Source organism: Variovorax sp. Varisp46 (genome assembly GCF_059491885.1).
The window spans coordinates 1,841,422-1,867,192 of record NZ_CP168515.1; the positions used below are offsets into that span (position 1 = coordinate 1,841,422).

The following is a 25,771-nucleotide window of genomic DNA, read 5'->3' on the forward strand; positions in this document are numbered from 1 at the left end:
GCTCAGTCCGCCTGGTTGCGCTTCTTGGCCGACAGCGGCCGCTTTGCCTTGGCGCGCTTGATGGTGCCGCCGGGGGTGAGGCGCTGATTGCCGAGCACGCGCAGGGTCTTGATTTCGGGGCGCTGGCCGCCGCGCTTGCTGTACTTGACGATCTTGACGTCGCGCGGGCCGGGCATGCGGTCTTCATCGACCACGCGTTCCTTTTCGGGCTTCGGGCGCCACAGCACCAGCAGCTTGCCGATGTGCTGGATCGGGGCCGCGCCGAGTTCGTCGGACAGCTCTCGCAGCATGGCGTCGCGGGCGAGGCGGTCGTCGGAAAAGACCCGGACCTTGATCAGGCCATGGGCCTTGAGCGCCGCATCGGCCTCTTTTTTTACGGCAGGGGTGAGCCCGTCTCCACCGACCATGACGATCGGATCCAGGTGGTGAGCTTCGGCGCGGTGCACCTTGCGCTCGGCAGGGGTAAGTTGAATGGCGGGCATCCCCGTATTATCGACGCGTACACGAAGACCTTCATGAGCACCAAAGCCAAAAGCAAAAAAGTCAACAAGGCGTGGCTGCACGACCATATCAACGACCCCTACGTGAAACTCGCCACCAAGGAGGGTTATCGCGCACGCGCCGCCTACAAGCTCAAGGAGATCGACGAGTCGCTCGGGCTCGTCAAGCCGGGGCAGCTGGTGGTGGACCTCGGTTCTACCCCGGGCGCCTGGAGCCAGTACCTGCGCCGGCGCATGTCGCCCGGCGGGGCGGCGGCCGGCGAGCTCAACGGCACCATCGTTTCGCTCGACATCCTGCCGATGGAGCCCATCGAGGGCGTGACCTTCCTGCAGGGGGATTTCCGCGAAGACGCGCTGCTGCAACAGTTGCTGGGCGTGCTGGCGGGCCGAAAGGCCGACCTGGTGGTGTCGGACATGGCGCCCAACCTGTCAGGCATCCATTCGGCCGACGCCGCCCGCGTGGCTCACCTGATCGAGCTTGCGATCGACTTCGCCCAGCACCATCTGAAGCCTGAAGGAGCGCTGGTGGCCAAGCTGTTCCACGGCAGCGGCTACGACGACCTGGTGAAGCTTTTCAAGGCGAATTTCCGCATCGTCAAGCCGTTCAAGCCGAAGGCATCGCGGGACAAATCGGCTGAAACCTTCCTGGTCGGCGTGGGCCTCAAGGCCTCGGATACGCCTTGATACCTTGCTGCGCAGGGGCGCGTCCGGGGCACAAACCCATGCCAGCCTATCGCCGCATTAGGGAAATGCCCGCTTTTCGCAGCTTGAAAAGCCTAAAATGGGTCGCAATTGCGTACCCATAGCGCGTTTTTCATCTGTCTGTCACGCGCTTTAGCCTGGAGCTTCGTTTGAACAATCAGTGGTTTTCCAAAGTTGCCGTATGGCTCGTCATTGCCATGGTGTTGTTCACTGTGTTCAAGCAGTTCGACACCCGCGGCGGCGTCGGTTCGGGGACAGTCAGCTATTCCGAGTTCCTGGACCAGGTCCGGAACAACCAGGTCAAGAGCGCCATCATTCCTGAAGGCGCCGCCGGCGGTGAAATCGTCGCCGTCACCAACGACGATCGCAAGATCCGCACGACCGCCACGGTGCTCGACCGCGGGCTCGTGGGCGATCTGATCGACCACAACGTCAAGTTCGACGTCAAGCCGCGCGAAGAGGGCTCGCTCCTCATGACGCTGCTGGTCAGCTGGGGGCCGATGCTGCTGCTGATCGGCGTCTGGATCTACTTCATGCGACAGATGCAGGGCGGCGGCAAGGGCGGGGCGTTCAGCTTCGGCAAGAGCAAGGCCCGCATGATGGACGAGAACAACAACACGGTCACTTTTGCCGACGTCGCGGGCTGCGACGAGGCCAAGGAAGAGGTCCGTGAAGTGGTCGACTTCCTGAAAGACCCGCAGCGCTTCCAGAAGCTCGGCGGCCGCATTCCGCGTGGTCTGCTGCTGGTCGGTCCCCCAGGCACCGGCAAGACGCTGCTGGCCAAGTCGATCGCCGGTGAAGCCAAGGTGCCTTTCTTCTCGATCTCGGGTTCCGACTTCGTTGAAATGTTCGTCGGCGTCGGCGCCGCCCGTGTCCGCGACATGTTCGAGAACGCCAAGAAGAACGCGCCCTGCATCATCTTCATCGACGAAATCGATGCGGTGGGCCGTCAGCGCGGCGCCGGTCTCGGCGGCGGCAACGACGAGCGGGAGCAAACCCTCAACCAGATGCTGGTCGAGATGGACGGTTTCGAAACCAACCTCGGCGTGATCGTGGTGGCTGCCACCAACCGCCCCGACATCCTGGACGCCGCTTTGCTGCGTCCCGGCCGCTTCGACCGCCAGGTCTACGTCACGCTGCCCGACATCCGCGGCCGCGAGCAGATCCTCGGCGTGCACATGCGCAAGGTCCCGCTGGGCCAGGACGTGAACCCGAGCGTGATCGCCCGCGGCACGCCCGGCATGTCGGGTGCCGACCTGGCCAACCTCTGCAACGAAGCCGCCCTGATGGCCGCACGCCGCAATGCGCGCGTGGTCGAGATGCAGGACTTCGAGAAGGCCAAGGACAAGATCTTCATGGGCCCCGAGCGCAAGAGCATGGTCATGCCCGAGGAAGAGCGCCGCAACACGGCCTACCACGAGTCCGGCCACGCCCTCATCGGCAAGCTGCTGCCCAAGTGCGACCCGGTCCACAAGGTCACGATCATTCCGCGCGGCCGTGCCCTCGGCGTGACCATGAGCCTGCCTTCGCAGGACCGCTACAGCTACGACCGTGAATACATGCTCAACCAGATCAGCATGCTGTTCGGCGGCCGCATCGCCGAGGAAGTGTTCATGCACCAGATGACCACGGGCGCCAGCAACGACTTCGAGCGCGCGACCTCCATTGCCCGCGACATGGTCACGCGCTACGGCATGACCGATGCGCTGGGCCCGATGGTCTACGCCGAGAACGAAGGCGAAGTGTTTCTGGGCCGCTCGGTCACCAAGACCACGAACATGAGCGAACAGACCATGGAAAAGGTCGACAGCGAGGTGCGCCGCATCATCGACGAGCAGTACGCCCTGGCGCGTCGCCTGATCGAAGAGAACAGCGACAAGATGCACGCCATGGCCAAGGCGCTGCTCGAATGGGAAACCATCGACAGCGAACAGCTCGACGACATCATGGCCGGCCGTGCGCCGCGCCCGCCCAAGGATTGGACGCCGCGCATCCCGCCCTCGGGCAGTGGCGGCAGCGGCGGCACGCCGGCGGTCAATCCCGACCCGGCGCCCACTGCGGCTTGAAGTGGACTTGGCAGCAAGCAACAACGGGGCCTCTGGCCCCGTTTTCCATGGAGAGGTCTGGCAGACCTCACGCTTTCGCATCGACCTCGCGCAGCCGCGCGTGATGGGCATCGTCAACGTCACGCCCGACTCCTTCTCCGATGGCGGTGCCCACGCTTCCACCGGCAGCGCGCTGAAGCACTGCGAGCAGCTGCTGAAGGAGGGCGCCGACATCCTCGACGTCGGCGGTGAATCGACCCGCCCAGGGAGCCCCGCGGTGCCGCTCGAGGCCGAGCTGGCACGCGTGCTGCCCGTGGTGCGCGAGGCAGTGAAGCTGAACGCGCCGATCTCCATCGACACCTACAAGCCCGAGGTCATGCGTGCCGTGCTCGATCTGGGCGCTGACATCGTCAACGACATCTGGGCGCTGCGCCAGCCGGGCGCGCGCGAAGCCGTCTCGGCGCACCCTTCGTGCGGCATCTGCCTGATGCACATGCATCGGGACCCGCAGACCATGCAGGCCGTGCCCATGGCGGGCGACGTGATCCCGGCAGTGCTGTCTTTCCTCGGGGAGCAGGCGCAACTTCTTCGTGCGGCGGGAGTCGATTCTTCGCGCATCATGCTCGACCCCGGCGTTGGGTTCGGCAAGACCGTGATGCAGAATTTCGCCTTGCTGGCGCGCCAGCGCGAGTTGCTCGCCGGCGGTTACCCGCTGCTGCTGGGCTGGTCGCGCAAGTCGTCCATCGGCGCCGTCACGGGCATCGAGGCGGCGGGCGAGCGCATGGTACCCAGCGTCGCCGCGGCGGTGCTGGCCGTGGACCGCGGCGCGGCCGTGGTGCGCGTGCATGACGTGCGCGACACAGTGGCCGCCCTCGCCGTGTGGCGAGCAATGAAGGCGGCACAAGAACCACAACAAAGAAAAGAGGAAACCACATGACCCGCAAATATTTCGGCACCGACGGCATCCGCGGCACTGTCGGCCAGGCGCCCATCACGCCCGATTTCGTGCTGCGCCTCGCACATGCCGTGGGCCGCGTGCTCAAGAGAACCCAGGCGCGTCCCACGGTGCTGATCGGCAAGGACACGCGCATCTCGGGCTACATGCTTGAGTCGGCGCTCGAGTCGGGCTTCAATTCGGCGGGCGTCGATGTGGTGCTGCTCGGCCCGTTGCCGACGCCCGGCGTGGCGTACCTCACGCGCGCCCAGCGCGCGAGCCTGGGCGTGGTGATCAGCGCGAGCCACAACGCCTACCCCGATAACGGCATCAAGTTCTTCAGCGCGCAGGGCACCAAGCTCGACGACGCCTGGGAACTGGCTGTCGAGGCGGCATTGGAGGAAGCGCCGGTATGGGCAGCCTCCGCCGACCTGGGCAAGGCTCGCCGCCTCAACGACGCGCCGGGGCGCTACATCGAGTTCTGCAAGAGCACCTTCGCCAACGACCTGACCCTGCGCGACATGAAGCTGGTCGTCGACGCGGCGCACGGCGCGGCGTATCAGGTCGCGCCCAACGTGTTCCACGAACTGGGTGCGGAGGTCAGCAGCATCGGCGTTTCGCCCGACGGGCTCAACATCAACAAGGGCTTCGGCGCCACGCATCCACAGGCCTTGGTGACCGCGGTGACGACGCAGCAGGCCGACTATGGCATCGCCCTCGACGGCGACGCCGACCGCCTGCAGCTGGTGGATGCCAGCGGGCGCCTGTTCAATGGCGACGAGCTGCTCTACCTCATGGTGGCCGAGCGCATCGCGCGCGGCGAGAAGCCGGCGGGCGTGGTCGGCACGCTCATGACCAACAAGGCCGTCGAAGTGGCGCTGCGCGGGCAGGGCATCGAGTTCGTGCGTGCCAAGGTCGGCGACCGCTACGTGCTCGAAGAGCTGGACAAGCGCGGCTGGCTGCTGGGCGGCGAAGGTTCCGGCCATCTGCTGGCGCTCGATCGCCACACCACGGGCGATGGCATCGTGAGCGCGCTGCAGGTGCTGCAGGCCTGCGTGCGCAGCGGCAAGACAGTGGCGCAGCTGCTCGAAGGCGTCACGCTGTTCCCGCAGACGCTGATCAACGTGCGCCTGTCTCCGGACCAGGACTGGAAGTCCAACAAGGCGCTCGCGAGCGAAACCCAGCGCATCGAGGCGGAACTTGGCGACAGCGGCCGCGTGCTGATCCGTGCGAGCGGCACCGAGCCGCTGGTGCGGGTGATGGTCGAGGCGCGCGATGCGGCACAAGCCGACTCGTACGCCCAGCGCCTGGCGGCCACGCTGGGCTGACCGGCGCGCATCGCATGTCGACGCCTGGCCACGCCGCGATCGCGACCCTGATCGCCGACTATCGCAATCCCGCGCACGCCGAGGCTGTCGTGTCTCTGCTGGACAGCTATGCCCGCGATCCGGCTGGTGGCGGCACGCCGCTCGACGCGGCCGTGCGCGAAGCCTTGCCTGCGGCGCTGGCAGCGCGCCCGCAGGCCTTCAGCGTGCTGGCCTACGACGGTGAGCGGGCCGTGGGCCTCATCAACTGCATCGAAGGCTTCTCGACCTTTGCCTGCAAGCCGCTGGTGAACGTGCACGATGTGGTCGTGCTGGCCGGCCATCGCGGGCAGCGCGTGGCGCAGAAGATGTTCGCTCAGGTGGAGCAGGAGGCGCGCAGGCGCGGCGCCTGCAAGCTCACGCTCGAAGTGCTGTCGGGCAACGCGCCCGCGCTGCGCGCCTATGAACGCGACGGGTTCGTGAGCTATCAGCTCGATCCGGCGTTCGGCAGGGCCGTCTTCCTGCAGAAGAAGCTCTGAAAAGAAAAAGGGCCGAGGCGTACCTGTCGCCGTCGGCCCTTATCCCAACCCTCTCCCCCCGGGGAAGAGGGGGCAAGTCAGATCAGAAACGTGTTACCGGCATTTCGGCATCGCCCGCCTTGGTCGGGGCGTACTTGCCCAGCTCCCACTTGGCGATTGCATTGCGGTGCACTTCGTCCGGGCCGTCCGCAAAGCGCAGCGTGCGCGCACCGGCATAGGCGGCCGCAAGCGGGAAGTCGTCGCACATGCCGCCGCCGCCGTGGACCTGCATGGCCCAGTCGATCACCTGGCAGGCCATCGACGGCGCGACCACCTTGATCATGGCGATCTCGTTCTTGGCGACCTTGTTGCCGGCCACGTCCATCAGCCAGGCGGCCTTCAGCGTGAGCAAGCGAGCCATGTCGATCTTGCAACGGGCTTCGGCGATGCGTTCCTGCGTCACGGTCTGCGAGGCCACGGTCTTGCCGAAGGCCACGCGCGACGAGGCGCGCTTGCACATCAGTTCGAGCGCGCGCTCGGCCAGGCCGATCAGGCGCATGCAGTGGTGGATGCGTCCAGGGCCGAGGCGGCCCTGGGCGATTTCGAAGCCACGGCCTTCGCCGAGCAGAATGTTGTTGACGGGCACGCGCACGTTCTCGAAGTACATCTCGACGTGGCCGTGCGGCGCATCGTCGTAGCCCATCACGTTCAGTGGGCGCACGATGCGGATGCCCTTGGCATCGGCCGGCACGATGACCATGCTCTGCTGCGAGTGGCGCGGCGCATCGGGGTCGCTCTTGCCCATGGTGATGAAGACGGCGCAGCGCGGGTCGGCCGCACCCGAAATCCACCATTTGTGACCGTTGATCACGTATTCGTCGCCCTGGCGTTCGATGCGCGTGGCGATGTTGGTGGCATCGCTCGATGCCACTTCGGGCTCGGTCATCGCGAAGGCCGAGCGAATCTGACCTTCGAGCAGCGGCTTGAGCCAGCGGGCCTTGATTTCTTCCGAGCCGTAGCGCGCGATGGTCTCCATGTTGCCGGTGTCGGGCGCCGAGCAGTTGAAGGCTTCGCTCGCCCATGGCACCGCGCCCATGATCTCGGCCAGCGGGGCGTATTCCTGGTTGGTCAGCCCCGCGCCCTCATAGCCCGAGGCGGCGGCGCTGTCGACCGGCAGGAACAGGTTCCACAGGCCCTGGGCCTTGGCCTTTTCCTTGAGCTTCTCGACGGTCTTGAGAGCCGACCAGCGCTTGCCGGCGACCGTGTTGGCGGCCAGTTCGGCGTGGTACTCGGCTTCGGCCGGATAGATGTGGTCGTCCATGAATGCCTGGACGCGTTTCTGCAGGTCTTTGGTCTTGGCCGAGTATTCGAAATCCATCTTCGTCTCCTGGTGGGTGTGGGGCGGCTTATGCCTTTTGGGCAAACTGCCAGGCCATTTCGGCCATGGGGCGGGCGCCGCGGGCCGAAGCCACGGCTTGCTCGCTCGACGCGGTGCCGGCCTCGACCCGCTTGGCAATGCCTTGCAGGATCGCGGCCATGCGGAACAGGTTGTAGGCCTGGTAGAAATTCCAGTCGGGCGCCAGCGCCTCGGGTGTGCTGATGCGGGTGCGTTCGCAATAACGGCGGATGTATTCGCTCTCGGTGGGAATCCCCAGCGCGGCGACGTCCACACCGCCGATGCCGCGGCCCGTGGCGGGCGGCATGTGCCAGGACATGCAGTGGTAGCTGAAGTCCGCCAGCGGGTGGCCCAGCGTGGAGAGTTCCCAGTCGAGCACCGCGATGATCCGCGGCTCGGTGGCGTGGAACATCACGTTGTCGAGGCGATAGTCGCCATGGACGATCGACACCTTGCTCTCGTCGCGCGCGCTCGCCGGCATGTGGGCGGGCAGCCAGTCGATCAGGCGCTCCATGGCCTCGATGGGCTGGGAGAGTTCGCCTGCGCTGTCGGCCGAGGCCTTGTACTGCTTGCTCCAGCGGCCGATCTGGCGCTCGAAGTAGTTGCCGGGCTTGCCGTAGTCGGCCAGGCCGCGGGCGGTGAAGTCGACCGTGTGCAGCGCCGCGATGACGCGGTTCATCTCGTCGTAGTGGGCCGCGCGTTCGGCATTGCTGAAGCCGGGCAGCGACTGGTCCCACAGCACGCGGCCCTGCATGAACTCCATGACGTAGAAGGCGCGGCCGATGATGGCCTCGTCTTCGCACAGGCAGTACATGCGTGGCACGGGCACATCGGTGCCGGCCAGGCCGCTCATCACCTTGAACTCGCGCTCTACCGCGTGGGCCGAGGGCAGCAGCTTGGCGACCGGACCCGGCTTGGCGCGCATCACATAGCTTTGCGACGGCGTGACGAGCTTGTAGGTCGGGTTCGACTGGCCGCCCTTGAACATCTCGACCGCGAGCGGACCCTTGAACCCCTCGAGGTTCTTCTCGAGCCAGGCCGCGAGCGCGTCGACGTCGAAAGCGTGCTGTTGCGAGACGGCACGGGTGCCGATGAAGTTGGAGAAGTCCTGGCTCATGTCTGCGTCTGGCTTTTCAGTTCTCGGCTTCGGAAATGCGCCTCAAGGCTGCGCGGTCCAGCACGACCAGGCCGCCCTGTTCGATGCGGATGCTGCCCTCGCGCTCCATGGTCTTGAGTTCCTGGTTGACCCGCTGGCGCGATGCGCCCAGCAGCTGCGCCAGCTCTTCCTGCGCCAGCTGCAGGCCGATGCGCATCTGGTTGCCGTCTTCCAGGTTCGGCACGCCGTAGCTGCGCACGAGGTGAATGAGCTGCTTGGCCAGCCGTGCCCGCAGGGGCAGGGTGTTGAGGTCTTCCACCAGCCCGAACAGCGTGCGGATGCGGCGTGCCTGCAGCCGCATCAGCGCCTCGTACAACTCCACGTGCGAGGCCAGGATCTTCTGGAAGTCGGCGCGCGCCACGCACAGGATCGTGGTGTCGCCGTGCGAGTAGGAATCGTGCGTGCGCCGGTCCCCGTCGAACATCGCCACGTCGCCGAACCAGATGCCCGGCTCCACGTAGGTCAGCGTCACCTGCTTGCCGGAGACGGCCGTCGAACTCACGCGCACCGCGCCCTTGGCACAGGCGATCCAGTGTTCGGGAGGATCGCCGCGGGCAGCGATCAGGTCGCCGTCCTTGTAGCGTTTGACGAAGGCGCATCGGAGGATGTCGTGCCGTAGCGATGGAGATAGGGAAGAAAACCAGCGACCACTATTGATCGCTTCACGTTCTTCGATGGTAAGAATGGGGTCGTCCATTGGTCTGTCCTCTCGGCGACTGGAATGCTGGTGGGTGTCACGGGAGCGACGCCGTTTGGCGTTACTCGTACTGCGGCGGCTTCTTTTCGAGGAACGCGGCGATGCCGATGCCTGCGTTCGCATGGTGCAGGTTGCGCACGAAGTGGTCGCGCTCCTGCGAGAGCTGCGTGGCCAGCGTGGCGCCTCGCGCCTCGCTGAGCAGTTCCTTGATGCTGGCCAGCGAGTTCGGCGCGCGTGCATTGAGCTTCGCGGCCAGCGCCAGCGCACCTGCGAGCGCCTGGCCGTTTTCCGTGAGTTCGTTGACCAGGCCGAGCGCATGCAGACGCGGTGCGCCGATGCGCTCGCCGTTCATGAGCCATTCGCTCGCCAGCTGGCGCGGCAACTGCTGTCCCAGGTGCCAGCTCAGGCCGCCGTCGGGCGACAGCGCCACGTTGCTGTACGAGGCCGCGAACACCGCGTCACGGGCCGACACGACGAAGTCGCAAGCCAGCGCGAGCGAGAAGCCGGCACCGGCAGCCGCGCCTTCGACCGCTGCGATGACCGGCTTGGGAAAGGTGCGGATCGAATCGATCCAGTTGTGCAGGCCCTCGATGCTCTCGGCCTGCACCGAGCGGTCGAGCTGCCGGTTGGCCAGCAGCCGCTGCAGCGAGCCGCCGGCGCAGAACCATGCACCTTCGCCCACGATGACGACACTGCGGATCTCGGCGCTGTTCTCGGCGCCGTTGAGCGCCTCGATGCCCGCGGCATAGATTTCCGGACCCAGTGCGTTGCGCTGGGTGGGATTTGCGATCGTCAGCACCATGGTGCTGCCTTCGCTTGTGCTCTTGAGTTCGGCGGTCATGTCTGTCTATTCTTCTTCGTGCAGCAGGCTCAGGCCCAACGCGCCGCGGCGGCGCAGCCACGGGCTCGGGCGATAGCGCGGATCACCGTACACCGTCTGCAGGTTGAACAGCACTTCGAGCATGTTGGTCGGACCGTAGAGATTGCCCATGGCGAGCGGGCCGCGCGGATAGCCGAGTCCCAGCTGCACCGCGGTCTCGAGGTCGGCCGGCGTGCACACGCGCTGCTGGCACATGTCGGTGGCGATGTTGACGATGGTGCCGATCACGCGTTGCGTGACGAAGCCGCCGCTGTCGCGGATCACGCTCACGGCCTTGCCATCGCGCGCGAAGAGGGCGTGCGCGGCATCGCGGACGTCGCGGCGCGTCGCAGGGTTGGTGGCGAGTACGCGGCGCTTGGTAGCGTCGTCGTCGATGAGCATGTCGATGCCGACAGTGCGCGTGGCGTCCAGGCGCTCGACCGCTGCGACCGTGGTCACGTCGAAGCCCAGCGGCGCCACCAGGATCAGCGAATGCGGCGCGGCCGCGGCGCCGCTGTCGATCTGCGCGCCCAGCGTGTTCACCAGGCGCAGCAGCTCGGCGCGGCGTGCTGCGCGCGGAGACACCCAGACCGAAGGCGTGCCCTCGACCACCGGCGCAGGGGCCTCGGGCGCCTGCTGCATCACGCCGTCGGTGTAGCGGTAGAAGCCTTCGTTGGTCTTGCGGCCCAGGGCACCCGCAGCCAGCCGCTGCGCGGTGATCACGCTCGGTCGAAAGCGCGGCTCCTCGAAATACTGGTGGTAGATCGACTCCATCACTGGATGCGACACGTCGAGAGCCGTCAGGTCCAGCAGCTCGAACGGGCCCAGGCGAAAGCCCGCCTGGTCCTTGAGGATGCGGTCGATGGTCGCAAAGTCGGTCACTCCTTCGCCGACGATGCGCAGCGCCTCGGTGCCATAGCCGCGGCCCGCGTGGTTGACGATGAAGCCCGGCGTGTCCTGTGCCTGCACGGCGCTGTGGCCCATCTGCACCGCGTAGCCGGCCAGTTGCTTGCAGACTTCGGGCGCGGTCTTGAAGCCCGCGACCACCTCGACCACCTTCATCAACGGCACGGGGTTGAAGAAGTGGAAGCCCGCGAAGCGCTCCGGGTGCTTGAGGCCGGCGGCGATGGCCGTCACCGAGAGCGACGAGGTGTTGGTGACCAGCGTGGCGGCCTCGCTCACCGAGCCTTCGAGCTCGCGGAACAGCTTGCGCTTGACTTCGAGGTCTTCGATGACCGCTTCGATCACCAGGTCGCAGCCGGCCAGAGCCTGGATGCTGTCGATCGCCTTGACGCGGGCGATCTGGGCATCGCGCGTGGCGGCGTCGATCTTGTTCTTCTCGTGCAGCTTGTTCCATTGCGCAACGAGGGCCTCGCGGCCGCGCTCGGCGGCGCCTGCGAAACTGTCGAGCAGCAGCACTTCGCTGCCTGCCTGGGCGGCGATCTGTGCGATGCCGCGACCCATGGCGCCTGCGCCGATGACGCCGATTCGGGTGTAGTTCACTGTCATTTGCTGGAGATTGATGCTGTCGAAGACTCTGATTTTGCAGCCCCGTGCGGGTGGGGCGTGACGGGTTTAACGCGGGGGCGCGCTTTCAGGCCGCGCGGCGGCTGCGATCGATGGCCACGCTGAGCGATATGGCGACCAGCAACAGGCCAAAACCGACCCAGCTCATCCATGCCCCGGCATCGTTGGCAAGCAGCCAGCCGCCGACCGCGGCGCCCACGGCCTGCCCGGTATAGATGCCGGAGCTGTTGAGCGCCACGGAGCCTGGTGCGAGGGCCGGCGCCAGACCCACCAGACGGGCCTGCTGGGCCGAGTTGGCGGAGAAGCAGCCCAACCCCCACGGAACGAGCACGACAGCCAGCCAGGCGAGGGTGGAGGCCAGCGGCCACAGCAGCAGGCTCGAGGCGATCAGCACGGTGGTAATCAGCACCATGCGGCCGGCGCCCACACGGTCGATGAAGCGGCTGACCACCATGTTGCCGACCAGCCCGCAGGCGCCGAACAGCGCCCACATCACGCTCAGCGTGGTGGCGTCCGCGCCGAAGCCCTGCTTGAGGACCGGGCCGAAATAACTGAACAGCACGAACTGGCCGGCCCCCTGCAGCGCCGTGACCGAAACGATGCCCATCAGCACCGGGCTGCGCAGCACGCGCGACCATGCTTCGGCGGTCAGAGCGGCGGGGCGGACGCCGTTCGGCAAGGTGAGCCAGACCGCTGTCGCGCTTGCGACACTGAGCGCCGCAATGGCCAGGAAGGCCATGCGCCAGCCCAGGTGGCCGCCGATCAGCGCGCCGATGGGCAGGCCCAGCACCGAGGCCATGGACCAGCCCAGGAAGACGAAAGTGACGGCGCGTCCGCGCTGCTCCGGCGGCACCAGCATGCCGGCGCAGGCCGCGGCCTGGGGCGTGAAGATGGCTGGAGCGACCACCGTGAGCATGCGCACCGGCAGCAGGGCGCCGAAGCTCGGCATCAGCGCGCAGAGGATGTGGCCCGCGGCGTACCAGAGCAGGCTGAGCGCCAGCAATTGGCGGCGGTCCCAGCCCGCGACCGCCGCAGCCAGCAGCGGTGCGCCGACGCACATCACTGCCGCTGCGGCCGTGATCAGCTGGCCCGCGGTGGCGGCCGTGACCGAAAGGGAGGTGCTGATTTCATTGAGCGTGCCGGGCACCACCATCACGCCCGTGCCGATCACGAAATTGCCGGCGAGCAGCGCCCAGAGCGCACCCTGGGGCGCCGGCCGGTTCACCGGCGAACCTGCAGCGCGCCGGGATTCACGATGTTCGTCGGGTTGCCGTTGATGTAGCTCACCACGTTGTCGAACGCCTGACCGAAGTAGCTCTCGTAGCTCTCCTGCTCGACGTAGCCGATGTGCGGCGTACAGATGCAGTTCTCGAGCCGCAGCAGCGCATGGCCTTGCAGCGGCGGCTCGCTCTCGAACACGTCGATGGCGGCCAGCCCGGGGCGGCCGCGGTTGAGTGCGGCGAGCAGGGCGTCGGCTTCGACCAGTTCGGCGCGCGAAGTGTTGACGAACAGCGCCGTCGGCTTCATGCGCGAGAGATCTTCCAGCGTGATGAGGCCGTTGGTCTCTTCGTTGAGCCGCAGATGCACCGACAGCACGTCGGCCGCGGCAAAGAACTCGTGGCGGTTCTGTGCGACCTGGAAGCCGTCGGAGCGGGCCTTGGCGCAACTGGCTTCACGGCCCCAGATCACGACCTGCATCCCGAAAGCCTGTCCATAGCGCGCCACCAGTTGGCCGATGCGGCCATAACCCCAGATGCACAGCGTCTTGCCCTTGAGCACCGAGCCGATCCCGAAGTTGGGCGGCATCGAGGCCGACTTGAGCCCCGACTGCTGCCACGCGCCGTGCTTGAGGTTGCTGATGTACTGCGGCAGCCGGCGCATGGCGGCCATGATGAGCGCCCAGGTGAGCTCGGCAGGCGCCTGCGGCGAGCCCGAGCCCTCCGCGACCGCGACGCCACGTTCCGTGCAGGCAGTAACGTCGATGTGCCCGGCGACACGCCCCGTCTGCGAGATGAGCTTGAGCTTCGGCAGCTTTTCGATCAGCTGGCGCGAGATCTGGGTGCGCTCGCGGATCAGCACGATCACGTCGGCATCCTTGAGGCGAACCGAAAGCTGCCCGATACCCTTCACCGTATTGGTATAGACCTTGGCCGCGTACGCGTCCAGCTTGGCGGCGCAGCGCAGTTTGCGCACGGCGTCCTGGTAATCGTCGAGGATCACAATGTTCATGGCGTGCCATTGTGCCTCGCAGCATTGGAATGTCGTGCCAGTGAACGTTTGGATACCCACCCCACAGCCGCTCGCAGGGGTGTTCTGGCTCAGTGAAGGCGGGTCGAACGAGGGGCCGCGGCCGCGGTCTCGGCGGTTTCGAGTGCGGCCAGCCGGTCGAGTTCGGCGCAGACATCGGCCATGCGGCCCGAGATCACGACGCGGTTGCTGCGCTGCTGGCCCATGCCGTCGACCACGCGAACCACGCGCAACGGACGCGCCGGCGCGGTGCTGGCTGCTGCGGGCGTTGCACCGCCGCCGGCGCGGGCGGTGCAGGCAGGGCGCACCGCCACGTAGCGAAGTCCGGTCGAGGATTCGGCAGCGTCGATGCGATCCCTGCGGCGAGGACGGTGTGCCGGCATCAGGCGGCTGGCCAGCGATTGCAGCGGCATCCAGAAATCAGCGATGGCGAGGAGGGCGATTCCCATGTGAACTCCAAAAAAGTATGAGGTTGAACACAGGCAGGATTTCTTGAGTCGGCTGCGACAGGGTGATGGCGACTCTTCGCCATACGCCCGCCACCTGTCGCTGCCGGATGGGGTGCTGCAAAAAGCAGGCCGCGGGGCCTACATCAGCATGGTGTTGCGGATGAGCCCGACCGCGAGGCCTTCGATTTCGAAGGGCTCGCCGGGCTGGACGATGATGGTCGGGTAGTCGGGGTTCTCGGCGTGCAGCTCGATGACCTGCTTGTTGCGCTTCAGGCGCTTGACGGTCACTTCGTCGCCCAGGCGCGCAACCACGATCTGGCCATTGCGCGCTTCCTTGGTGGCCTGCACCGCGAGCAGGTCGCCGTCCATGATGCCGGCGTCGCGCATCGACATGCCGCGCACCTTGAGCAGGTAGTCGGGCTGGCGCTGGAACAGCGTGTGCTCGACGTAGTAGGTCTGGTCGACGTGCTCCTGCGCGAGGATGGGCGAGCCGGCTGCGACGCGGCCGATGAGCGGCAATGCCAGTTGGGCCATGCCGGGCAGCGAGAGCGAGAACTGGCCACCTTCGCGGTGGCGTGTTTCATTGAGCGAACGCAGGGCGTCGCCCTTGAGGCGGATGCCGCGCGAGGTGCCGCTCACGAGCTCGATGACACCCTTGCGCGCCAGCGCCTGCAAATGCTCTTCGGCGGCGTTGGCCGACTTGAACCCGAGCTCGGTGGCGATTTCGGCGCGCGTGGGCGGCGCACCGGTGCGTGCTATGGCGCTCTGGATCAGGTCCAGGATCTGCTGCTGGCGGGCTGTAAGCTTCACGGCGAACTGCATATGTGGTTCCTTGCGGCACTGGCTAGATATCCAGTAGCTGTATTTTTAACCAGTTTTTAAAAGTTGACAAGCTATGGTCAATTCCTCTTCGCCTGAATCGCGCCGCCGTGTCGTGGTTTTGGGCACGGGCGGCACCATTGCCGGCCGGGCCGCCAGCAGCGGCGACAACATCGGCTACACCGCGGGACAGGTCGGCGTGGCCGACCTGTTGGGCGGCATCGAGGCGCCCGAGGGCGTGTTGCTGGAAGCGGAGCAGGTCGCGCAGGTGGACAGCAAGGACATGTCGTTCGCCATCTGGCAGCAACTGGCCCGGCGCAGTGCACACTGGCTGGCGCAGGCCGACGTGGCAGGCGTCGTGATCACGCACGGCACCGACACGCTCGAAGAGACCGCATTCTTCCTGCACTCGGTGCTGGCGCCCTCCAAGCCCGTGGTACTGACCTGCGCGATGCGCCCGGCGACCGCGCTGGCGCCCGACGGACCACAGAACGTGCGCGACGCCATCAGCGTTGCCGCGACGCAGGGTGCGCGAGGCGTAGCGGTGGTGTGCGCCGGCACGATCCACAGCGGCATCGACATCCAGAAGGTGCACACCTATCGGCCTGACGCCTTTGCTTCAGGTGATGCTGGGCCCGTCGGTTATGTCGAGGAAGGGGAGGTTCGCCTTGTCCGGTCTTGGCCGGAAGGCGCTGCATCACACGCGTCGAAGGTCTTCCTGGAGGCTGCGGTTCAGTGGCCCCGCGTCGAGATCGTCACGAGCCATGCCGGCGCCAGCGGTGCTGTGATCGATGCGCTGCTGCAGTTCGGCGGTGCCGATCCCGTACGAGGACTGGTGCTTGCCGCCACTGGCAACGGCACCCTGCACCACGCGCTGGAAGCGGCTGCGCTCAAGGCGCAGGACGCAGGCGTTGCGGTTGTTCGCGCCACGCGTTGCGCCAACGGGCGCATCCTGCCGAAGGCCGGGGACGAGCTACGCGATGCCGGCGCATTGACGCCCGTGAAGGCGCGCATCGCGCTGATCCTGGAACTGCTGGGGTGAAAGCAAAACCGCCCCGTACAGGGGCGGGTTGGGAGGATCAGCTGTTCAGGGCAGCCAATGCACGTTGCGTGATCTCGTCCACCGTGCCCACACCCTTGATGGCGCGGTATTTCGGGGCGGCGGCCGGGTCGGCCTTGGCCCAGGCCGAGTAGTAGTCGACCAGCGGACGCGTCTGCTGGCTGTACACGTCGAGCCGTTTGCGCACGGTCTCTTCCTTGTCGTCCTCGCGCTGAATCAGTTCCTCGCCGGTCACGTCGTCCTTGCCTTCAACCTTGGGCGGATTGAACTTGACGTGATAGGTGCGGCCCGAGGCCGGGTGCGAGCGGCGGCCGCTCATGCGTTCGATGATGTCGCCGAAGGGCACGTCGATCTCGAGCACGTAGTCGAGCTTGACGCCCGCTGCCTTCATGGCGTCGGCCTGGGGAATGGTGCGGGGGAAGCCGTCGAACAGGAAGCCGCCGGCGCAATCGGGTTGAGCAATGCGTTCCTTCACGAGATTGATGATCAGGTCATCGCTGACCAGTGCGCCGGCGTCCATGACGGCCTTGGCCTGCAGGCCGAGCGGCGTGCCGGCCTTGACGGCGGCGCGTAGCATGTCGCCGGTCGAGATTTGGGGAATGCTGTATTTCTGGCAGATGAAAGCCGCTTGCGTGCCTTTGCCCGCCCCGGGCGCGCCCAGCAAAATTAGTCTCATGGTTTCCTCGGACGGTTCTTGGATTTTGTGTCGCACCAAGCGTCGGCCCCAGGGCTGGGCTAGGCGGAGTTGCTTCGAGGATAGCACGCGTGCCCGCGAAGAATTTCCGCTGCCGGGCAGGCTGCAGAGCGTCTCAGGCGGGGGGCGCGGCGGCAAAGACGGCACGCACGCGCGCCAGATCTTCGGGCGTGTCGATGCCCGGTCCGGGGGCGACATGGCTCACATGCACCGCGATGCGATGGCCGTGCCATAGCGCGCGCAGCTGTTCGAGTGCTTCGGTGGCCTCGACAGGCGCCGGCGGCAGCGACGGAAACTTCCGCACGAAGCCCGCGCGATAGCCGTAGATGCCGATGTGGCGCAGCGGGGCGGGCGTGGGCAGCACCGCGGGCGCCGCGCCGTTTGCGGAGCCGTCGCGCCACCACGGGATCGGTGCGCGGCTGAAGTACATGGCGTTGCCTTGCGTGTCGAGCACGGCCTTCACCACGTTGGGGTTCATGAAGTCGCCGATCGAGTCGATCTCGTGGGCCGCTGTGCTCATCGCTGCTTCCGCATGGGTGGCCAGCGTTGATGCCACGGCGTCGATCAGCGCGGGATCGATCAGTGGCTCGTCGCCCTGTACGTTGACAACGATGTCGTCGCCGTCCAGGCCAAGCTGCTCACAGGCTTCGGCCAGCCGGTCGGTGCCGCTGGGGTGGTCCTGGCGCGTCAGGATGGCTTCGACGCCGTGCGCCTTGCACGCCGCAACGATCGAAGGATCGTCGCCGGCGACCACCACGCGCGCCGCGCTGGATTCGCCGGCGCGCTGCGCCACGCGCACCACCATGGGCAAGCCAGCGATGTCGGCCAGCGGTTTGTTGGGAAGCCGTGTCGACGCCAGGCGCGCCGGCACCAGAACGGTGAAGCTCACAGCCCGAGCTCTTCGTCGGAGAGCGTGCGCGCTTCGTTCTCGAGCAGCACTGGAATGCCGTCGCGCACCGGATAGGCGAGGCGCGCGCTGCGCGAGCAGAGCTCCTGCTTCTCGGGGTTCCAGGTCAGCGGACCCTTGGTGACGGGGCAGACGAGCAGTTCAAGCAGCTTGGTATCCATCGAGCGATGATAGCTTTGCGTCGAGTGCGGTGAAGAATTCCGGCGAGGGCGCGAAGTGCAATGGCACTGCCAGCGCATCGGGCGCCTTGCGCCACACCTTGACGGCATCTTTTTCCGTGCAGACGATGGTGCGTCCGGTGGCGGCAGGGCGCTGCCAACTCCCGAAGTCAAAGTGGTCGGGCAGTGCGATGGTTTCGGCGAGCATCAGGCCGCGTGCGCGCAGCATGTCGAAGAAGGCCTCCGGCCGCGCAATGGCTGCCAGTGCCACCAGGGGCCGGCCTGCAAGGGTTGCCAGGGGCACGCGTTGTCCACCGCCGGTCAAGGCGTCGTATGCGAGCGCGCGGGTGGCGGTGTAGCCGCCGGCGAACGCGGGCCGTGCGCCGCTGTGCAACACCAGATCGCATGGCCGCGGCCAGGCTTCGCGCAACGGGCCTGCAGGCAGTCGCCAGCCGTTGCCGATGCCGCGGTCGTCGAACACGCAGATCTCGATATCGCGACCCAGTGCCAGATGCTGCAGGCCGTCGTCGCTCACGACGACCTGCGTGGCCGGGTGGCTGGCGAGCAGGGCGCGCGCCGCATCGATGCGTTTGCGCGCCACGAACACCGGCGCCTTCGTGGCATGGTGAATCAGCGCAGGTTCGTCGCCGACATCCTGTGGATCGCTGTCGCCGAGCACCTCGCGGCAATCGTCGGTGCGCCGGCCGTAGCCGCGCGACACCACGCCGACCGTCATTCCTCGCGCCTGCAGATGCTGGACGACGGCCATCACGACCGGTGTTTTCCCCGCTCCACCTGCGATCACGTTGCCGACCACGATCACCGGGACGGGCACCCGCTCGGTCCGCAGCCATCCCAGCCGATAGAGCCAGCCCCGCACCGCGAAGAGCGCGGCATAAAGCAACGACAATGGCCACAGCAGGCAAGCCAGCGGGCCTCGGCGCAGCCAGGCACGCTGCAGCCGCGAGGCGGACGGCGAACCCGCCTTGCTGCTGCTGCGGCCGTCGGAAGGCACTTAGTGCCCGGCTTGTGCCGTCGACTGGGCGGCGAAGGTGATCTGCATCATGCCGGCGCGGCGGGCGGCCTCCATCACCGTCACCACGGCCTGGTGCGGGCTGGTCGCGTCGGCGCTGATGATCACCACGCTGTCCTTGCCGCCGGTGGCCGCGGCGGCGAGGGCTGCCGTCACGGTTTCCACGCTGCGGTCGGCCACCGGGCTCTTGTTGATCGAGTAGCGGCCGTCGGCCGATACCGCCACGATCACTTCCTTCGGATAGTCACGCTGCGCGTCGACGTCTGCCGTCGGCAGCCTCAGCTGCATTTCGGTGAACTTGCTGTAGGTGGTCGACAGCATCAGGAAGATGAGGATCACCAGCAGCACGTCGATGAACGGGATCAGGTTGATCTCCGGCTCGTCGCGCGCACCATGGCGGAACTGCATGCGGGCGCGGGTCATGACAAGCCTCCGCCGGGCCGCCCCAAGGAGGCGGCGGCCCCCTCGGGGGGCAGCGCAGCACACGCAGTGGCAAGCGTGGGGGTCATCATTTGCGCAGCGCGTTCAGGTGGCGGGCGAAGCGCTCGCCGGACAGTTCGAGGTTCAGCAGGTATTCGTCGACGCGGCTGCGGAAGTAGCGCCAGAAGATCAGCGTCGGAATGGCCACGATCAGGCCGAAGGCCGTGTTGTAGAGCGCGATCGAGATGCCGTGCGCCAGCTGGGCAGGGTTGCCCGAGCCGACAGCGCCGCTGCCCGGCGACTGCGAGCCGAAGATCTCGATCATGCCGATCACCGTGCCCAGCAACCCCAGCAGCGGGGCTGCCGAGGCGATGGTGGCCAGCGCCGGCAGGTAGCGCTCCAGCTTGTGCGCCACCGTGCGGCCCGAGGCCTCCATGGCGGCACGCAGATCGTCTTCGGTACAGCGCGGGTTGGCGTTCAGCGCACGCAGGCCGGCGGCCAGCACCTGGCCGAGCATCGAGTTGCGTTCAAGTTTGGTCACGATGTCCGGGCCGGGAATGGCCCCGTGCGACACGGTGATGGTTTCGTCGAGCAGCTTCGGCGGAAGTACCCTCACGGTCTTCAGACTCGTGAAACGTTCTATAACCAGCGCGAGCGCAATAACCGAACAAGCGAGCAAGGGCCAGATTGGCCAACCCGCGGCAACTATGATGGAAAACAAGAAAAAATCCTCCGGCCCGTAGACTGCAAATGCGCGGCGATTATCCACTGAGCCCACCATCGGCACGCACCTTGTTTTTGTGTCGGCAAGGACGCACAGATTCTGTGGATAACTTTGTGATTAACCTGCTACGCAACTCGTCCGGGCCCGCATGGGGCGGCCTTTCTGCTAGAACGACTGAATTTTGAGCAGCACTTTTTTTAATGAAATCAATGGCTTGCACGAGAAATCGTGCGTTTGCCTCGCTCCAGGGGCTGACGCGGGGCCGCATGCGGCCTGTTGTGGACGAGTGGCATCTGGCCGAGCGTGCATTCTGTGAACTTGCGTGAATCGAACTCCGCGCCGGGGCCGCGCGTCTGGGCCGTCGGCGCGTTGTGCCGGGCGGTGGCCGACGCACTCGACGCGCGCTTCAATCCGGTCGCGGTGCGGGGCGAAATTTCCGGCTTCTCGCGAGCCTCAAGCGGACATTGTTACTTCTCGCTCAAGGACGAGTCCGGCCAGCTGCGCTGCGCGATGTTCCGCCGCGCTGCCGGTTTGCTCGACTTTTCGCCGCGCGATGGCGATCAGGTCGAAGTGCGTGGGCGCCTTGCGGTGTATGAGCCTCGCGGCGATCTGCAACTGGTGGTCGAGAGCTTGCGGAGGGCCGGGCAGGGTGCCCTGTTCGAGCAGTTCATGCAGCGCAAGGCTCGCCTGGAAGCCGAAGGCCTGTTCGATCCGGCGCGCAAGCGGGCGTTGCCGGCCATGCCGCGGGCGGTCGGCATTGTCACGTCGTTGGGCGCAGCGGCCTTGCACGATGTAGTGACGGCGCTGCGAAGGCGTGTTCCGCACATCCCGGTCGTGCTCGCGCCGGCGGCAGTGCAGGGAGTCGGCGCACCAGCCGAGCTGGTGCGGGCGTTGCAGTCGCTCTACCGCCTCGAACCTGCCGTCGACGTGATCCTGCTGGTGCGTGGCGGTGGCTCCATTGAAGACCTTTGGGCTTTCAACGACGAGACGCTGGCGCGCACCATCGTGCAGAGCCCGGTGCCGCTGATCAGCGGCGTGGGCCACGAAACCGACTTCACCATCGCCGATTTCTGCGCCGACCTGCGCGCGCCCACGCCCACGGCCGCGGCAGAACTGGTGAGCGCGCCACGCGACCTGTGGCTCGGTGCACTCGATCTGCTCGACGAGCGGCTCGGCGATGCGCTGGATGGGCGCCTCGACGCGCTCGGGCAGCGCATCGACCAAGCCGCGGGACGCCTGGGCCGCCCCTCGAACCTCGTGGCGCGGCAGCAGCTCCGATTGGCGCATCATGCGCAGCGCCTGCGGTATGCGGTGCTGTCGAGACGGGAGCGCCTGTCGCAGACGCCTCGGTCGATCGCGGCCGACTTTCCCTTGCGGCTGGGGCGCGCACTGGTTCAGCGTCGCGAGCGCCTGGAACGCATGGCCTTGCGTTTGCGGCTGCTCGACCCCGCCCTGGTCTTGCAACGCGGCTATGCGTGGCTGACCGACACAGACGGTCATGCGATCGTCAGCGCAACGCAACTGGCGGCGGGTGACGCCGTCAAGGCGCGGCTTGCCGATGGCGAAGTCGACCTGACCGTCACGCCGGGCGATGCAACGGGCACACGTCCGACGCTGCCTCGGTAATTACTTCCTAGAATCGCTGATTCCTACAACCAACCCGCGAGAAAAAAATCATGGAACATGTGCTCCCACCCCTGCCTTACGCCCTCGACGCACTGGCGCCCGAGTATTCGAAGGAAACCCTCGAATACCACTACGGCAAGCACCACAACGCCTACGTGGTGAACCTCAACAACCTGCAGAAGGGCACCGAGTTCGAATCGATGACGCTCGAGGAGATCGTCAAGAAGTCCAGCGGCGGTATCTACAACAACGCCGCACAGATCTGGAACCACACCTTCTTCTGGAACTGCATGAAGCCCCAGGGCGGCGGCGCTCCGACCGGTGCCCTGGCCAAGGCCATCGACGCCAAGTGGGGCAGCTACGACGCGTTCAAGGAAGCCTTCGTGAAGTCGGCCGTGGGCAACTTCGGCTCGGGCTGGACGTGGCTGGTGAAGAAGGCCGACGGCTCACTGGACATCGTGAACATGGGCGCCGCGGGCACGCCGCTGACCACCGGCGACACCCCGGTGCTGACGGTGGACGTGTGGGAACACGCCTACTACATCGACTACCGCAACCTGCGCCCGAAGTTCGTCGAGACCTTCCTGGCCAAGCTGGCGAACTGGGACTTCGCGGCGAAGAACTTCGGCTGAACCCGGGTTTCTCCAGCAAAAAGCCGACCCATGGGTCGGCTTTTTTGAGGGCTTGAGACGGCAGATGCTCAGCGCTTGCCGGCTGCGAACAATTCGCCGCCGAGCTTGGCTCCCTTCTTGATGTTCTTCTTGGCGAACCAGCCCTGGTTCATTTCGAGCACGTAGCGCACCGGCTCCAGCGAGCAATGCGAGTTCTCGGTCATGGGCTGCATGTCGACCAGGTTGACGATGCGGCCGTCCTCGGCCACGAACGCAGCGGTCAGCGGCAGGATCGTGTTGCGCATCCAGAAGCATTGCGTTGCAGGCTGCTCGAACACGAAGATCATGCCTTCAGCCTGCGGCATTTCCTTGCGGAACATCAGGCCGATTTCGCGTTGCAGGGGCGTTTGCGCGATCTGCGCGTCGATCTTGTACAGGCCGACCGACAACTGCGTGCGTGGCAGGTCGGTCTGGGGTTGCTGCTGGGCATGAGCCGGCATCAAGAAGGACGCAGACACGAGGAGCAGGGCGGCGAGACGCTGGAACATCGGGGACAACTCTTTCAGAGCGGGGCGAAGCCCAGCCCGTAACCAATAAAAATGCCCGCTGATGCGGGCATTGCCGGTGAGCTGGAAAGCTTACACCTTCTTGGCGGCAGCCGTGTGGGCCTTGGCCACGTGGCGAACCTTGTGCTTCTTGGCAGCGGCGTGCTTCTTGGCGGGCGCGTGCTTGGCCATCTTGGGAGCGGCTGCGGCGGGAGCGGCCGCGGGTTCGGCTTGTTGAGCGAAAGCACCGACGGCGAAGAGACCGGCGACCAGGGCTGCGAGCAGCTTGTTCATGAACATATCCTTTGAAATTCGTTGATCTGGATTGCCCTCCCTGCGGAAGGTAGACATTCAACGAAAGCCGTTTCGCGCGGTTGACAGCCACGCAGCTCCCTTGATCAAAAAAAAAGCGCTCGGAAGAGCGCTTTTTTTTGGGAGGCAGGCCGAATTACTGCGGGGTGCCGCCTTGGGTCGACTTGCGCTTGATGCTGCCGTCCTTGTTGCGACGACGCTGGTCGCGGGTTTCAGCGCGCTTCTCGCCAGAGGCAGCAGCCTTGTCGGCACCGATGGCGCCGCCTTCGGGCGTCTTGGCTTCGTCGCCGCCAGCAGCCTTGACCTGGCCAGCGGGCTTGGCAGCCTTCTTGGCTTCGGCACGTTGCTGCGACTTGCTGTTGGTGGCGTTACCTTGTTCGGGCGTCGTACCGGCCGGGTTTTGGGCGTAGGCGCCAGCGGCGAACAGGCCAGCGATCATGACTGCGAGAATTTTGCTCATTGATGATTCCTCTATCGAGAATTGGTTGGAAACGCCTCCCGGCGAGCAGAAGGTCAGCCACTAACGAGCCCATTGGCTCGCCGGTTGACAAACGCTTGCTGATGGGCTGCGTCTAAAATGTACAGCGATTTGTTCACAGTCTGTACAGCGAATCCACGCCGTGTCTGAATTCGCTGACAGTCGTCAAAAATTACGTCAATTCCGGAGCCATCCCCTCTCATGACCAGTTACCAGCACATCAAAGTCCCGACCGACGGCCAGAAGATCACGGTCAACGCCGACAACTCGCTCAATGTGCCTGACCAACCGGTGATTCCCTTCATCGAAGGCGACGGCACTGGCCTGGACATCACCCCGGTGATGTTGAAAGTGGTGGATGCGGCGGTGGCCAAGGCCTACGGCGGCAAGAAAAAGATCCACTGGATGGAGGTCTATGCCGGCGAGAAGTCGACCAAGGTCTACGGTCCCGACGTCTGGCTCCCCGAGGAAACGCTGCACGCCGTGCGTGACTATGTGGTTTCCATCAAGGGCCCGCTGACCACGCCCGTCGGCGGCGGCATCCGCTCGCTGAACGTCGCGCTGCGCCAGGAACTCGACCTTTATGTCTGCCTGCGTCCCATCCAGTACTTCGAGGGCGTACCCAGCCCGGTGCGCGAGCCGCACAAGACCAACATGGTGATCTTCCGCGAGAACTCGGAAGACATCTACGCCGGCATCGAGTTCGAAGCCGAGAGCGACAAGGCGAAGAAGCTCATCAAGTTCCTGCAGGACGAAATGGGCGTCAAGAAGATCCGCTTCCCCAATACCTCGGGCATCGGCGTCAAGCCTGTGTCGAGGGAAGGTACCGAGCGTCTCGTGCGAAAGGCGTTCCAGTACGCCATCGACAACGACAAGCCCAGCGTCACCCTGGTGCACAAGGGCAACATCATGAAGTTCACCGAAGGTGGCTTCCGTGACTGGGGCTACGGCCTCGCCGCCAAGGAATTCGGCGCCGAACTGATCGACGGCGGGCCATGGATGAAGTTCAAGAACCCGAAGACGGGCAAGGAAATCACCGTCAAGGACAGTATCGCCGACGCCTTCCTTCAGCAGATCCTGCTGCGTCCTGCCGAGTACAGCGTGATCGCCACGCTCAATCTCAACGGCGACTACGTGTCCGACGCACTGGCCGCGCAGGTCGGCGGCATCGGTATCGCCCCGGGCGCGAACCTGAGCGACACCGTCGCCATGTTCGAAGCCACCCACGGCACGGCACCCAAGTACGCTGGCAAGGACTATGTGAACCCCGGTTCCGAAATCCTCTCGGCTGAAATGATGCTGCGCCACATGGGCTGGAAGGAAGCCGCCGACCTCATCATCAGCTCGATGGAGAAATCGATCGCCAGCAAGAAAGTCACCTATGACTTCGCGCGCCTGATGGACGGCGCCACGCAGGTGAGCTGCTCGGGATTCGGGCAGGTGATGATCGATCACATGTAATTGCCATGGTTGCTCGTCGATGCCTGCCGGCGTCGAGCATCAAGCCCCTGAGCTGCCGAAAGGCGTTCAGGGGCTTTTTCATTCATGTGCTCGCCTGAGCTCGTTTCCTGGCGAATTCTCCGGAAATTCCGTCGTCATTCACGGTGCAAGACCCTTGATTTGTCGAATACACGTCACCAAGTCTTCCTGCGCCGGCACGGCGCTTGCACGCTCTATAGAATCATTTTCATGGCAACGAGAATTCCAAAAACTCCCAGCACCCCCCCGGCCCAAAAACCGGCCGGGGATGACGGGGATTCGGTCGTCCTGGAGCGCCGGCCGCAAAAAACCGCGCCGCCCCAGATGTACCAGGTGGTGATGCTGAACGACGACTACACGCCAATGGAGTTCGTGATCGTCGTGCTGCAGGAATATTTCAGCAAGGATCGCGAAACCGCGACTCAGATCATGCTCAAGATCCACCTCGATGGCCGAGGCGTCTGTGGGGTTTATTCCCGCGACATGGCGGCCACCAAGGTCAACCAGGTGATGGAAGCCGCACAGCAGGCCGGGCATCCACTCCAATGCGTCAGTGAACCTGTTGCATGAA

Annotated in this window: 29 protein-coding genes; 10 read left to right on the plus strand and 19 right to left on the minus strand. The window is 65.7% G+C overall.

Going from position 1 to position 25,771, the window contains the following annotated elements; translation table 11 throughout:
• Nucleotides 1–2: 2 nt before the first annotated feature.
• Nucleotides 3–482 (minus strand): YhbY family RNA-binding protein, encoded by a 480-nt coding sequence (locus ACEN9N_RS08675; protein ID WP_042674024.1) that lies wholly within the window; start codon nt 480–482, stop codon nt 3–5.
• 33 nt (nt 483–515) lie between these two features.
• On the opposite strand from ACEN9N_RS08675, the gene ACEN9N_RS08680 reads away from it, so the two are divergent.
• From ACEN9N_RS08680 to ACEN9N_RS08700, 5 genes are all read left to right on the plus strand, one after another.
• Nucleotides 516–1,184 carry an RlmE family RNA methyltransferase gene (locus ACEN9N_RS08680; protein WP_042674023.1) on the plus strand — a complete coding sequence of 223 codons (669 nt, stop codon included), beginning with the start codon at nt 516–518 and terminating at the stop codon, nt 1,182–1,184.
• Nucleotides 1,185–1,351: 167 nt separating this feature from the next.
• Nucleotides 1,352–3,268, plus strand: coding sequence for an ATP-dependent zinc metalloprotease FtsH (gene ftsH / locus ACEN9N_RS08685; RefSeq protein WP_056592692.1), 1,917 nt, complete (start codon nt 1,352–1,354; stop codon nt 3,266–3,268).
• A 103-nt stretch (nt 3,269–3,371) separates the two neighbouring features.
• Nucleotides 3,372–4,184 carry a dihydropteroate synthase gene (gene folP, locus ACEN9N_RS08690; protein ID WP_495656362.1) on the plus strand — a complete coding sequence of 271 codons (813 nt, stop codon included), beginning with the start codon at nt 3,372–3,374 and terminating at the stop codon, nt 4,182–4,184.
• Complete coding sequence (glmM, locus tag ACEN9N_RS08695; protein WP_007836960.1) at nt 4,181–5,509, plus strand: phosphoglucosamine mutase; 1,329 nt, start codon at nt 4,181–4,183, stop codon at nt 5,507–5,509. Before folP ends, glmM begins: the two co-directional genes overlap by 4 nt.
• 14 nt (nt 5,510–5,523) lie before the next feature.
• Entirely contained in the window at nt 5,524–6,024 is a 501-nt protein-coding gene (locus ACEN9N_RS08700) for a GNAT family N-acetyltransferase (RefSeq protein ID WP_413315788.1), read from the plus strand.
• A gap of 82 nt (nt 6,025–6,106) precedes the next feature.
• Here ACEN9N_RS08700 and ACEN9N_RS08705 read toward each other — a convergent pair whose 3' ends face one another.
• From ACEN9N_RS08705 to lexA, 9 genes are all read right to left on the minus strand, one after another.
• Nucleotides 6,107–7,381: an acyl-CoA dehydrogenase family protein gene (locus tag ACEN9N_RS08705; RefSeq protein ID WP_056592700.1), complete on the minus strand. Its 1,275-nt coding sequence runs from the start codon at nt 7,379–7,381 to the stop codon at nt 6,107–6,109.
• A 28-nt stretch (nt 7,382–7,409) separates the two neighbouring features.
• Nucleotides 7,410–8,516 (minus strand): phosphotransferase, encoded by a 1,107-nt coding sequence (locus ACEN9N_RS08710; RefSeq protein WP_413315789.1) that lies wholly within the window; start codon nt 8,514–8,516, stop codon nt 7,410–7,412.
• Between the two features lie 16 nt (nt 8,517–8,532).
• Nucleotides 8,533–9,252: a Crp/Fnr family transcriptional regulator gene (locus ACEN9N_RS08715; RefSeq protein ID WP_007836955.1), complete on the minus strand. Its 720-nt coding sequence runs from the start codon at nt 9,250–9,252 to the stop codon at nt 8,533–8,535.
• A 61-nt stretch (nt 9,253–9,313) separates the two neighbouring features.
• Nucleotides 9,314–10,093, minus strand: coding sequence for an oxepin-CoA hydrolase, alternative type (locus ACEN9N_RS08720; protein ID WP_413315790.1), 780 nt, complete (start codon nt 10,091–10,093; stop codon nt 9,314–9,316).
• A 6-nt stretch (nt 10,094–10,099) separates the two neighbouring features.
• Nucleotides 10,100–11,620: a 3-hydroxyacyl-CoA dehydrogenase gene (locus ACEN9N_RS08725; RefSeq protein ID WP_007836953.1), complete on the minus strand. Its 1,521-nt coding sequence runs from the start codon at nt 11,618–11,620 to the stop codon at nt 10,100–10,102.
• Between the two features lie 85 nt (nt 11,621–11,705).
• A complete protein-coding gene (locus ACEN9N_RS08730; RefSeq protein WP_056592713.1) occupies nt 11,706–12,863 on the minus strand; it encodes an MFS transporter in 1,158 nt (385 codons plus the stop codon).
• Nucleotides 12,860–13,867 carry a D-2-hydroxyacid dehydrogenase family protein gene (locus ACEN9N_RS08735; RefSeq protein ID WP_007836951.1) on the minus strand — a complete coding sequence of 336 codons (1,008 nt, stop codon included), beginning with the start codon at nt 13,865–13,867 and terminating at the stop codon, nt 12,860–12,862. The genes ACEN9N_RS08730 and ACEN9N_RS08735 overlap by 4 nt, the downstream gene beginning before the upstream one ends.
• Nucleotides 13,868–13,956: 89 nt before the next feature.
• The gene (locus tag ACEN9N_RS08740) at nt 13,957–14,334 is read right to left on the minus strand and encodes a hypothetical protein (protein ID WP_495655870.1); all 378 of its coding nucleotides are present in this window, start codon (nt 14,332–14,334) and stop codon (nt 13,957–13,959) included.
• Nucleotides 14,335–14,472: 138 nt separating this feature from the next.
• Nucleotides 14,473–15,156, minus strand: coding sequence for a transcriptional repressor LexA (lexA, locus tag ACEN9N_RS08745; protein ID WP_495655871.1), 684 nt, complete (start codon nt 15,154–15,156; stop codon nt 14,473–14,475).
• A gap of 73 nt (nt 15,157–15,229) precedes the next feature.
• Here lexA and ACEN9N_RS08750 point away from each other — a divergent pair, with 73 nt between their 5' ends.
• Nucleotides 15,230–16,195, plus strand: coding sequence for an asparaginase (locus tag ACEN9N_RS08750; protein WP_495655872.1), 966 nt, complete (start codon nt 15,230–15,232; stop codon nt 16,193–16,195).
• 37 nt (nt 16,196–16,232) lie between these two features.
• On the opposite strand, the gene adk is transcribed toward ACEN9N_RS08750, so the two are convergent.
• The 6 genes from adk to ACEN9N_RS08780 form a co-directional block, all read right to left on the minus strand.
• Nucleotides 16,233–16,889 carry an adenylate kinase gene (adk, locus tag ACEN9N_RS08755; RefSeq protein WP_413313577.1) on the minus strand — a complete coding sequence of 219 codons (657 nt, stop codon included), beginning with the start codon at nt 16,887–16,889 and terminating at the stop codon, nt 16,233–16,235.
• Nucleotides 16,890–17,022: 133 nt separating this feature from the next.
• Nucleotides 17,023–17,796, minus strand: coding sequence for a 3-deoxy-manno-octulosonate cytidylyltransferase (gene kdsB, locus ACEN9N_RS08760; RefSeq protein ID WP_413313576.1), 774 nt, complete (start codon nt 17,794–17,796; stop codon nt 17,023–17,025).
• Entirely contained in the window at nt 17,793–17,975 is a 183-nt protein-coding gene (locus ACEN9N_RS08765) for a Trm112 family protein (RefSeq protein WP_007836935.1), read from the minus strand. Before ACEN9N_RS08765 ends, kdsB begins: the two co-directional genes overlap by 4 nt.
• Nucleotides 17,956–18,987, minus strand: coding sequence for a tetraacyldisaccharide 4'-kinase (gene lpxK, locus ACEN9N_RS08770; RefSeq protein WP_495655873.1), 1,032 nt, complete (start codon nt 18,985–18,987; stop codon nt 17,956–17,958). Before lpxK ends, ACEN9N_RS08765 begins: the two co-directional genes overlap by 20 nt.
• On the minus strand, nt 18,988–19,413 hold the full coding sequence (locus tag ACEN9N_RS08775) for an ExbD/TolR family protein (RefSeq protein ID WP_042674034.1): 426 nt from the start codon (nt 19,411–19,413) through the stop codon (nt 18,988–18,990).
• 100 nt (nt 19,414–19,513) lie between these two features.
• Nucleotides 19,514–20,146 carry a MotA/TolQ/ExbB proton channel family protein gene (locus ACEN9N_RS08780; protein ID WP_042674017.1) on the minus strand — a complete coding sequence of 211 codons (633 nt, stop codon included), beginning with the start codon at nt 20,144–20,146 and terminating at the stop codon, nt 19,514–19,516.
• A gap of 315 nt (nt 20,147–20,461) precedes the next feature.
• Between ACEN9N_RS08780 and xseA the strand changes: the two genes are divergently transcribed.
• Complete coding sequence (gene xseA, locus ACEN9N_RS08785) at nt 20,462–21,775, plus strand: exodeoxyribonuclease VII large subunit (protein ID WP_007836931.1); 1,314 nt, start codon at nt 20,462–20,464, stop codon at nt 21,773–21,775.
• A gap of 50 nt (nt 21,776–21,825) precedes the next feature.
• A complete protein-coding gene (locus ACEN9N_RS08790) occupies nt 21,826–22,407 on the plus strand; it encodes a superoxide dismutase (protein WP_413313574.1) in 582 nt (193 codons plus the stop codon).
• 68 nt (nt 22,408–22,475) lie between these two features.
• Here ACEN9N_RS08790 and ACEN9N_RS08795 read toward each other — a convergent pair whose 3' ends face one another.
• The 3 genes from ACEN9N_RS08795 to ACEN9N_RS08805 form a co-directional block, all read right to left on the minus strand.
• Nucleotides 22,476–22,934 carry a DUF192 domain-containing protein gene (locus ACEN9N_RS08795; RefSeq protein ID WP_007838821.1) on the minus strand — a complete coding sequence of 153 codons (459 nt, stop codon included), beginning with the start codon at nt 22,932–22,934 and terminating at the stop codon, nt 22,476–22,478.
• 90 nt (nt 22,935–23,024) lie between these two features.
• Nucleotides 23,025–23,225 (minus strand): hypothetical protein, encoded by a 201-nt coding sequence (locus tag ACEN9N_RS08800; RefSeq protein ID WP_413313573.1) that lies wholly within the window; start codon nt 23,223–23,225, stop codon nt 23,025–23,027.
• 154 nt (nt 23,226–23,379) lie between these two features.
• Nucleotides 23,380–23,703 carry a hypothetical protein gene (locus ACEN9N_RS08805; protein ID WP_007838825.1) on the minus strand — a complete coding sequence of 108 codons (324 nt, stop codon included), beginning with the start codon at nt 23,701–23,703 and terminating at the stop codon, nt 23,380–23,382.
• 219 nt (nt 23,704–23,922) lie between these two features.
• On the opposite strand from ACEN9N_RS08805, the gene icd reads away from it, so the two are divergent.
• Nucleotides 23,923–25,182: an NADP-dependent isocitrate dehydrogenase gene (icd, locus tag ACEN9N_RS08810; protein ID WP_007838827.1), complete on the plus strand. Its 1,260-nt coding sequence runs from the start codon at nt 23,923–23,925 to the stop codon at nt 25,180–25,182.
• 228 nt (nt 25,183–25,410) lie between these two features.
• Nucleotides 25,411–25,770 carry an ATP-dependent Clp protease adapter ClpS gene (gene clpS, locus ACEN9N_RS08815; RefSeq protein ID WP_042674481.1) on the plus strand — a complete coding sequence of 120 codons (360 nt, stop codon included), beginning with the start codon at nt 25,411–25,413 and terminating at the stop codon, nt 25,768–25,770.
• The last annotated feature ends 1 nt before the right edge of the window (nt 25,771 follow it).

Excerpts from the sequence above, each read along its gene's own strand:
- ACEN9N_RS08675 (WP_042674024.1), bottom strand. The coding sequence starts at position 482 with ATGCCCGCCATTCAACTTACCCCTGCCGAGCGCAAGGTGCACCGCGCC.
- ACEN9N_RS08680 (WP_042674023.1), top strand. The coding sequence starts at position 516 with ATGAGCACCAAAGCCAAAAGCAAAAAAGTCAACAAGGCGTGGCTGCAC.
- folP (WP_495656362.1), top strand. The coding sequence starts at position 3,372 with ATGGGCATCGTCAACGTCACGCCCGACTCCTTCTCCGATGGCGGTGCC.
- glmM (WP_007836960.1), top strand. The coding sequence starts at position 4,181 with ATGACCCGCAAATATTTCGGCACCGACGGCATCCGCGGCACTGTCGGC.
- ACEN9N_RS08700 (WP_413315788.1), top strand. The coding sequence starts at position 5,524 with ATGTCGACGCCTGGCCACGCCGCGATCGCGACCCTGATCGCCGACTAT.
- ACEN9N_RS08705 (WP_056592700.1), bottom strand. The coding sequence starts at position 7,381 with ATGGATTTCGAATACTCGGCCAAGACCAAAGACCTGCAGAAACGCGTC.
- ACEN9N_RS08710 (WP_413315789.1), bottom strand. The coding sequence starts at position 8,516 with ATGAGCCAGGACTTCTCCAACTTCATCGGCACCCGTGCCGTCTCGCAA.
- ACEN9N_RS08715 (WP_007836955.1), bottom strand. The coding sequence starts at position 9,252 with ATGGACGACCCCATTCTTACCATCGAAGAACGTGAAGCGATCAATAGT.
- ACEN9N_RS08720 (WP_413315790.1), bottom strand. The coding sequence starts at position 10,093 with ATGACCGCCGAACTCAAGAGCACAAGCGAAGGCAGCACCATGGTGCTG.
- ACEN9N_RS08725 (WP_007836953.1), bottom strand. The coding sequence starts at position 11,620 with ATGACAGTGAACTACACCCGAATCGGCGTCATCGGCGCAGGCGCCATG.
- ACEN9N_RS08735 (WP_007836951.1), bottom strand. The coding sequence starts at position 13,867 with ATGAACATTGTGATCCTCGACGATTACCAGGACGCCGTGCGCAAACTG.
- ACEN9N_RS08740 (WP_495655870.1), bottom strand. The coding sequence starts at position 14,334 with ATGGGAATCGCCCTCCTCGCCATCGCTGATTTCTGGATGCCGCTGCAA.
- lexA (WP_495655871.1), bottom strand. The coding sequence starts at position 15,156 with ATGCAGTTCGCCGTGAAGCTTACAGCCCGCCAGCAGCAGATCCTGGAC.
- ACEN9N_RS08750 (WP_495655872.1), top strand. The coding sequence starts at position 15,230 with ATGGTCAATTCCTCTTCGCCTGAATCGCGCCGCCGTGTCGTGGTTTTG.
- adk (WP_413313577.1), bottom strand. The coding sequence starts at position 16,889 with ATGAGACTAATTTTGCTGGGCGCGCCCGGGGCGGGCAAAGGCACGCAA.
- ACEN9N_RS08765 (WP_007836935.1), bottom strand. The coding sequence starts at position 17,975 with ATGGATACCAAGCTGCTTGAACTGCTCGTCTGCCCCGTCACCAAGGGT.
- ACEN9N_RS08775 (WP_042674034.1), bottom strand. The coding sequence starts at position 19,413 with ATGCAGTTCCGCCATGGTGCGCGCGACGAGCCGGAGATCAACCTGATC.
- ACEN9N_RS08790 (WP_413313574.1), top strand. The coding sequence starts at position 21,826 with ATGGAACATGTGCTCCCACCCCTGCCTTACGCCCTCGACGCACTGGCG.
- ACEN9N_RS08795 (WP_007838821.1), bottom strand. The coding sequence starts at position 22,934 with ATGTTCCAGCGTCTCGCCGCCCTGCTCCTCGTGTCTGCGTCCTTCTTG.
- ACEN9N_RS08800 (WP_413313573.1), bottom strand. The coding sequence starts at position 23,225 with ATGAACAAGCTGCTCGCAGCCCTGGTCGCCGGTCTCTTCGCCGTCGGT.
- ACEN9N_RS08805 (WP_007838825.1), bottom strand. The coding sequence starts at position 23,703 with ATGAGCAAAATTCTCGCAGTCATGATCGCTGGCCTGTTCGCCGCTGGC.
- icd (WP_007838827.1), top strand. The coding sequence starts at position 23,923 with ATGACCAGTTACCAGCACATCAAAGTCCCGACCGACGGCCAGAAGATC.
- clpS (WP_042674481.1), top strand. The coding sequence starts at position 25,411 with ATGGCAACGAGAATTCCAAAAACTCCCAGCACCCCCCCGGCCCAAAAA.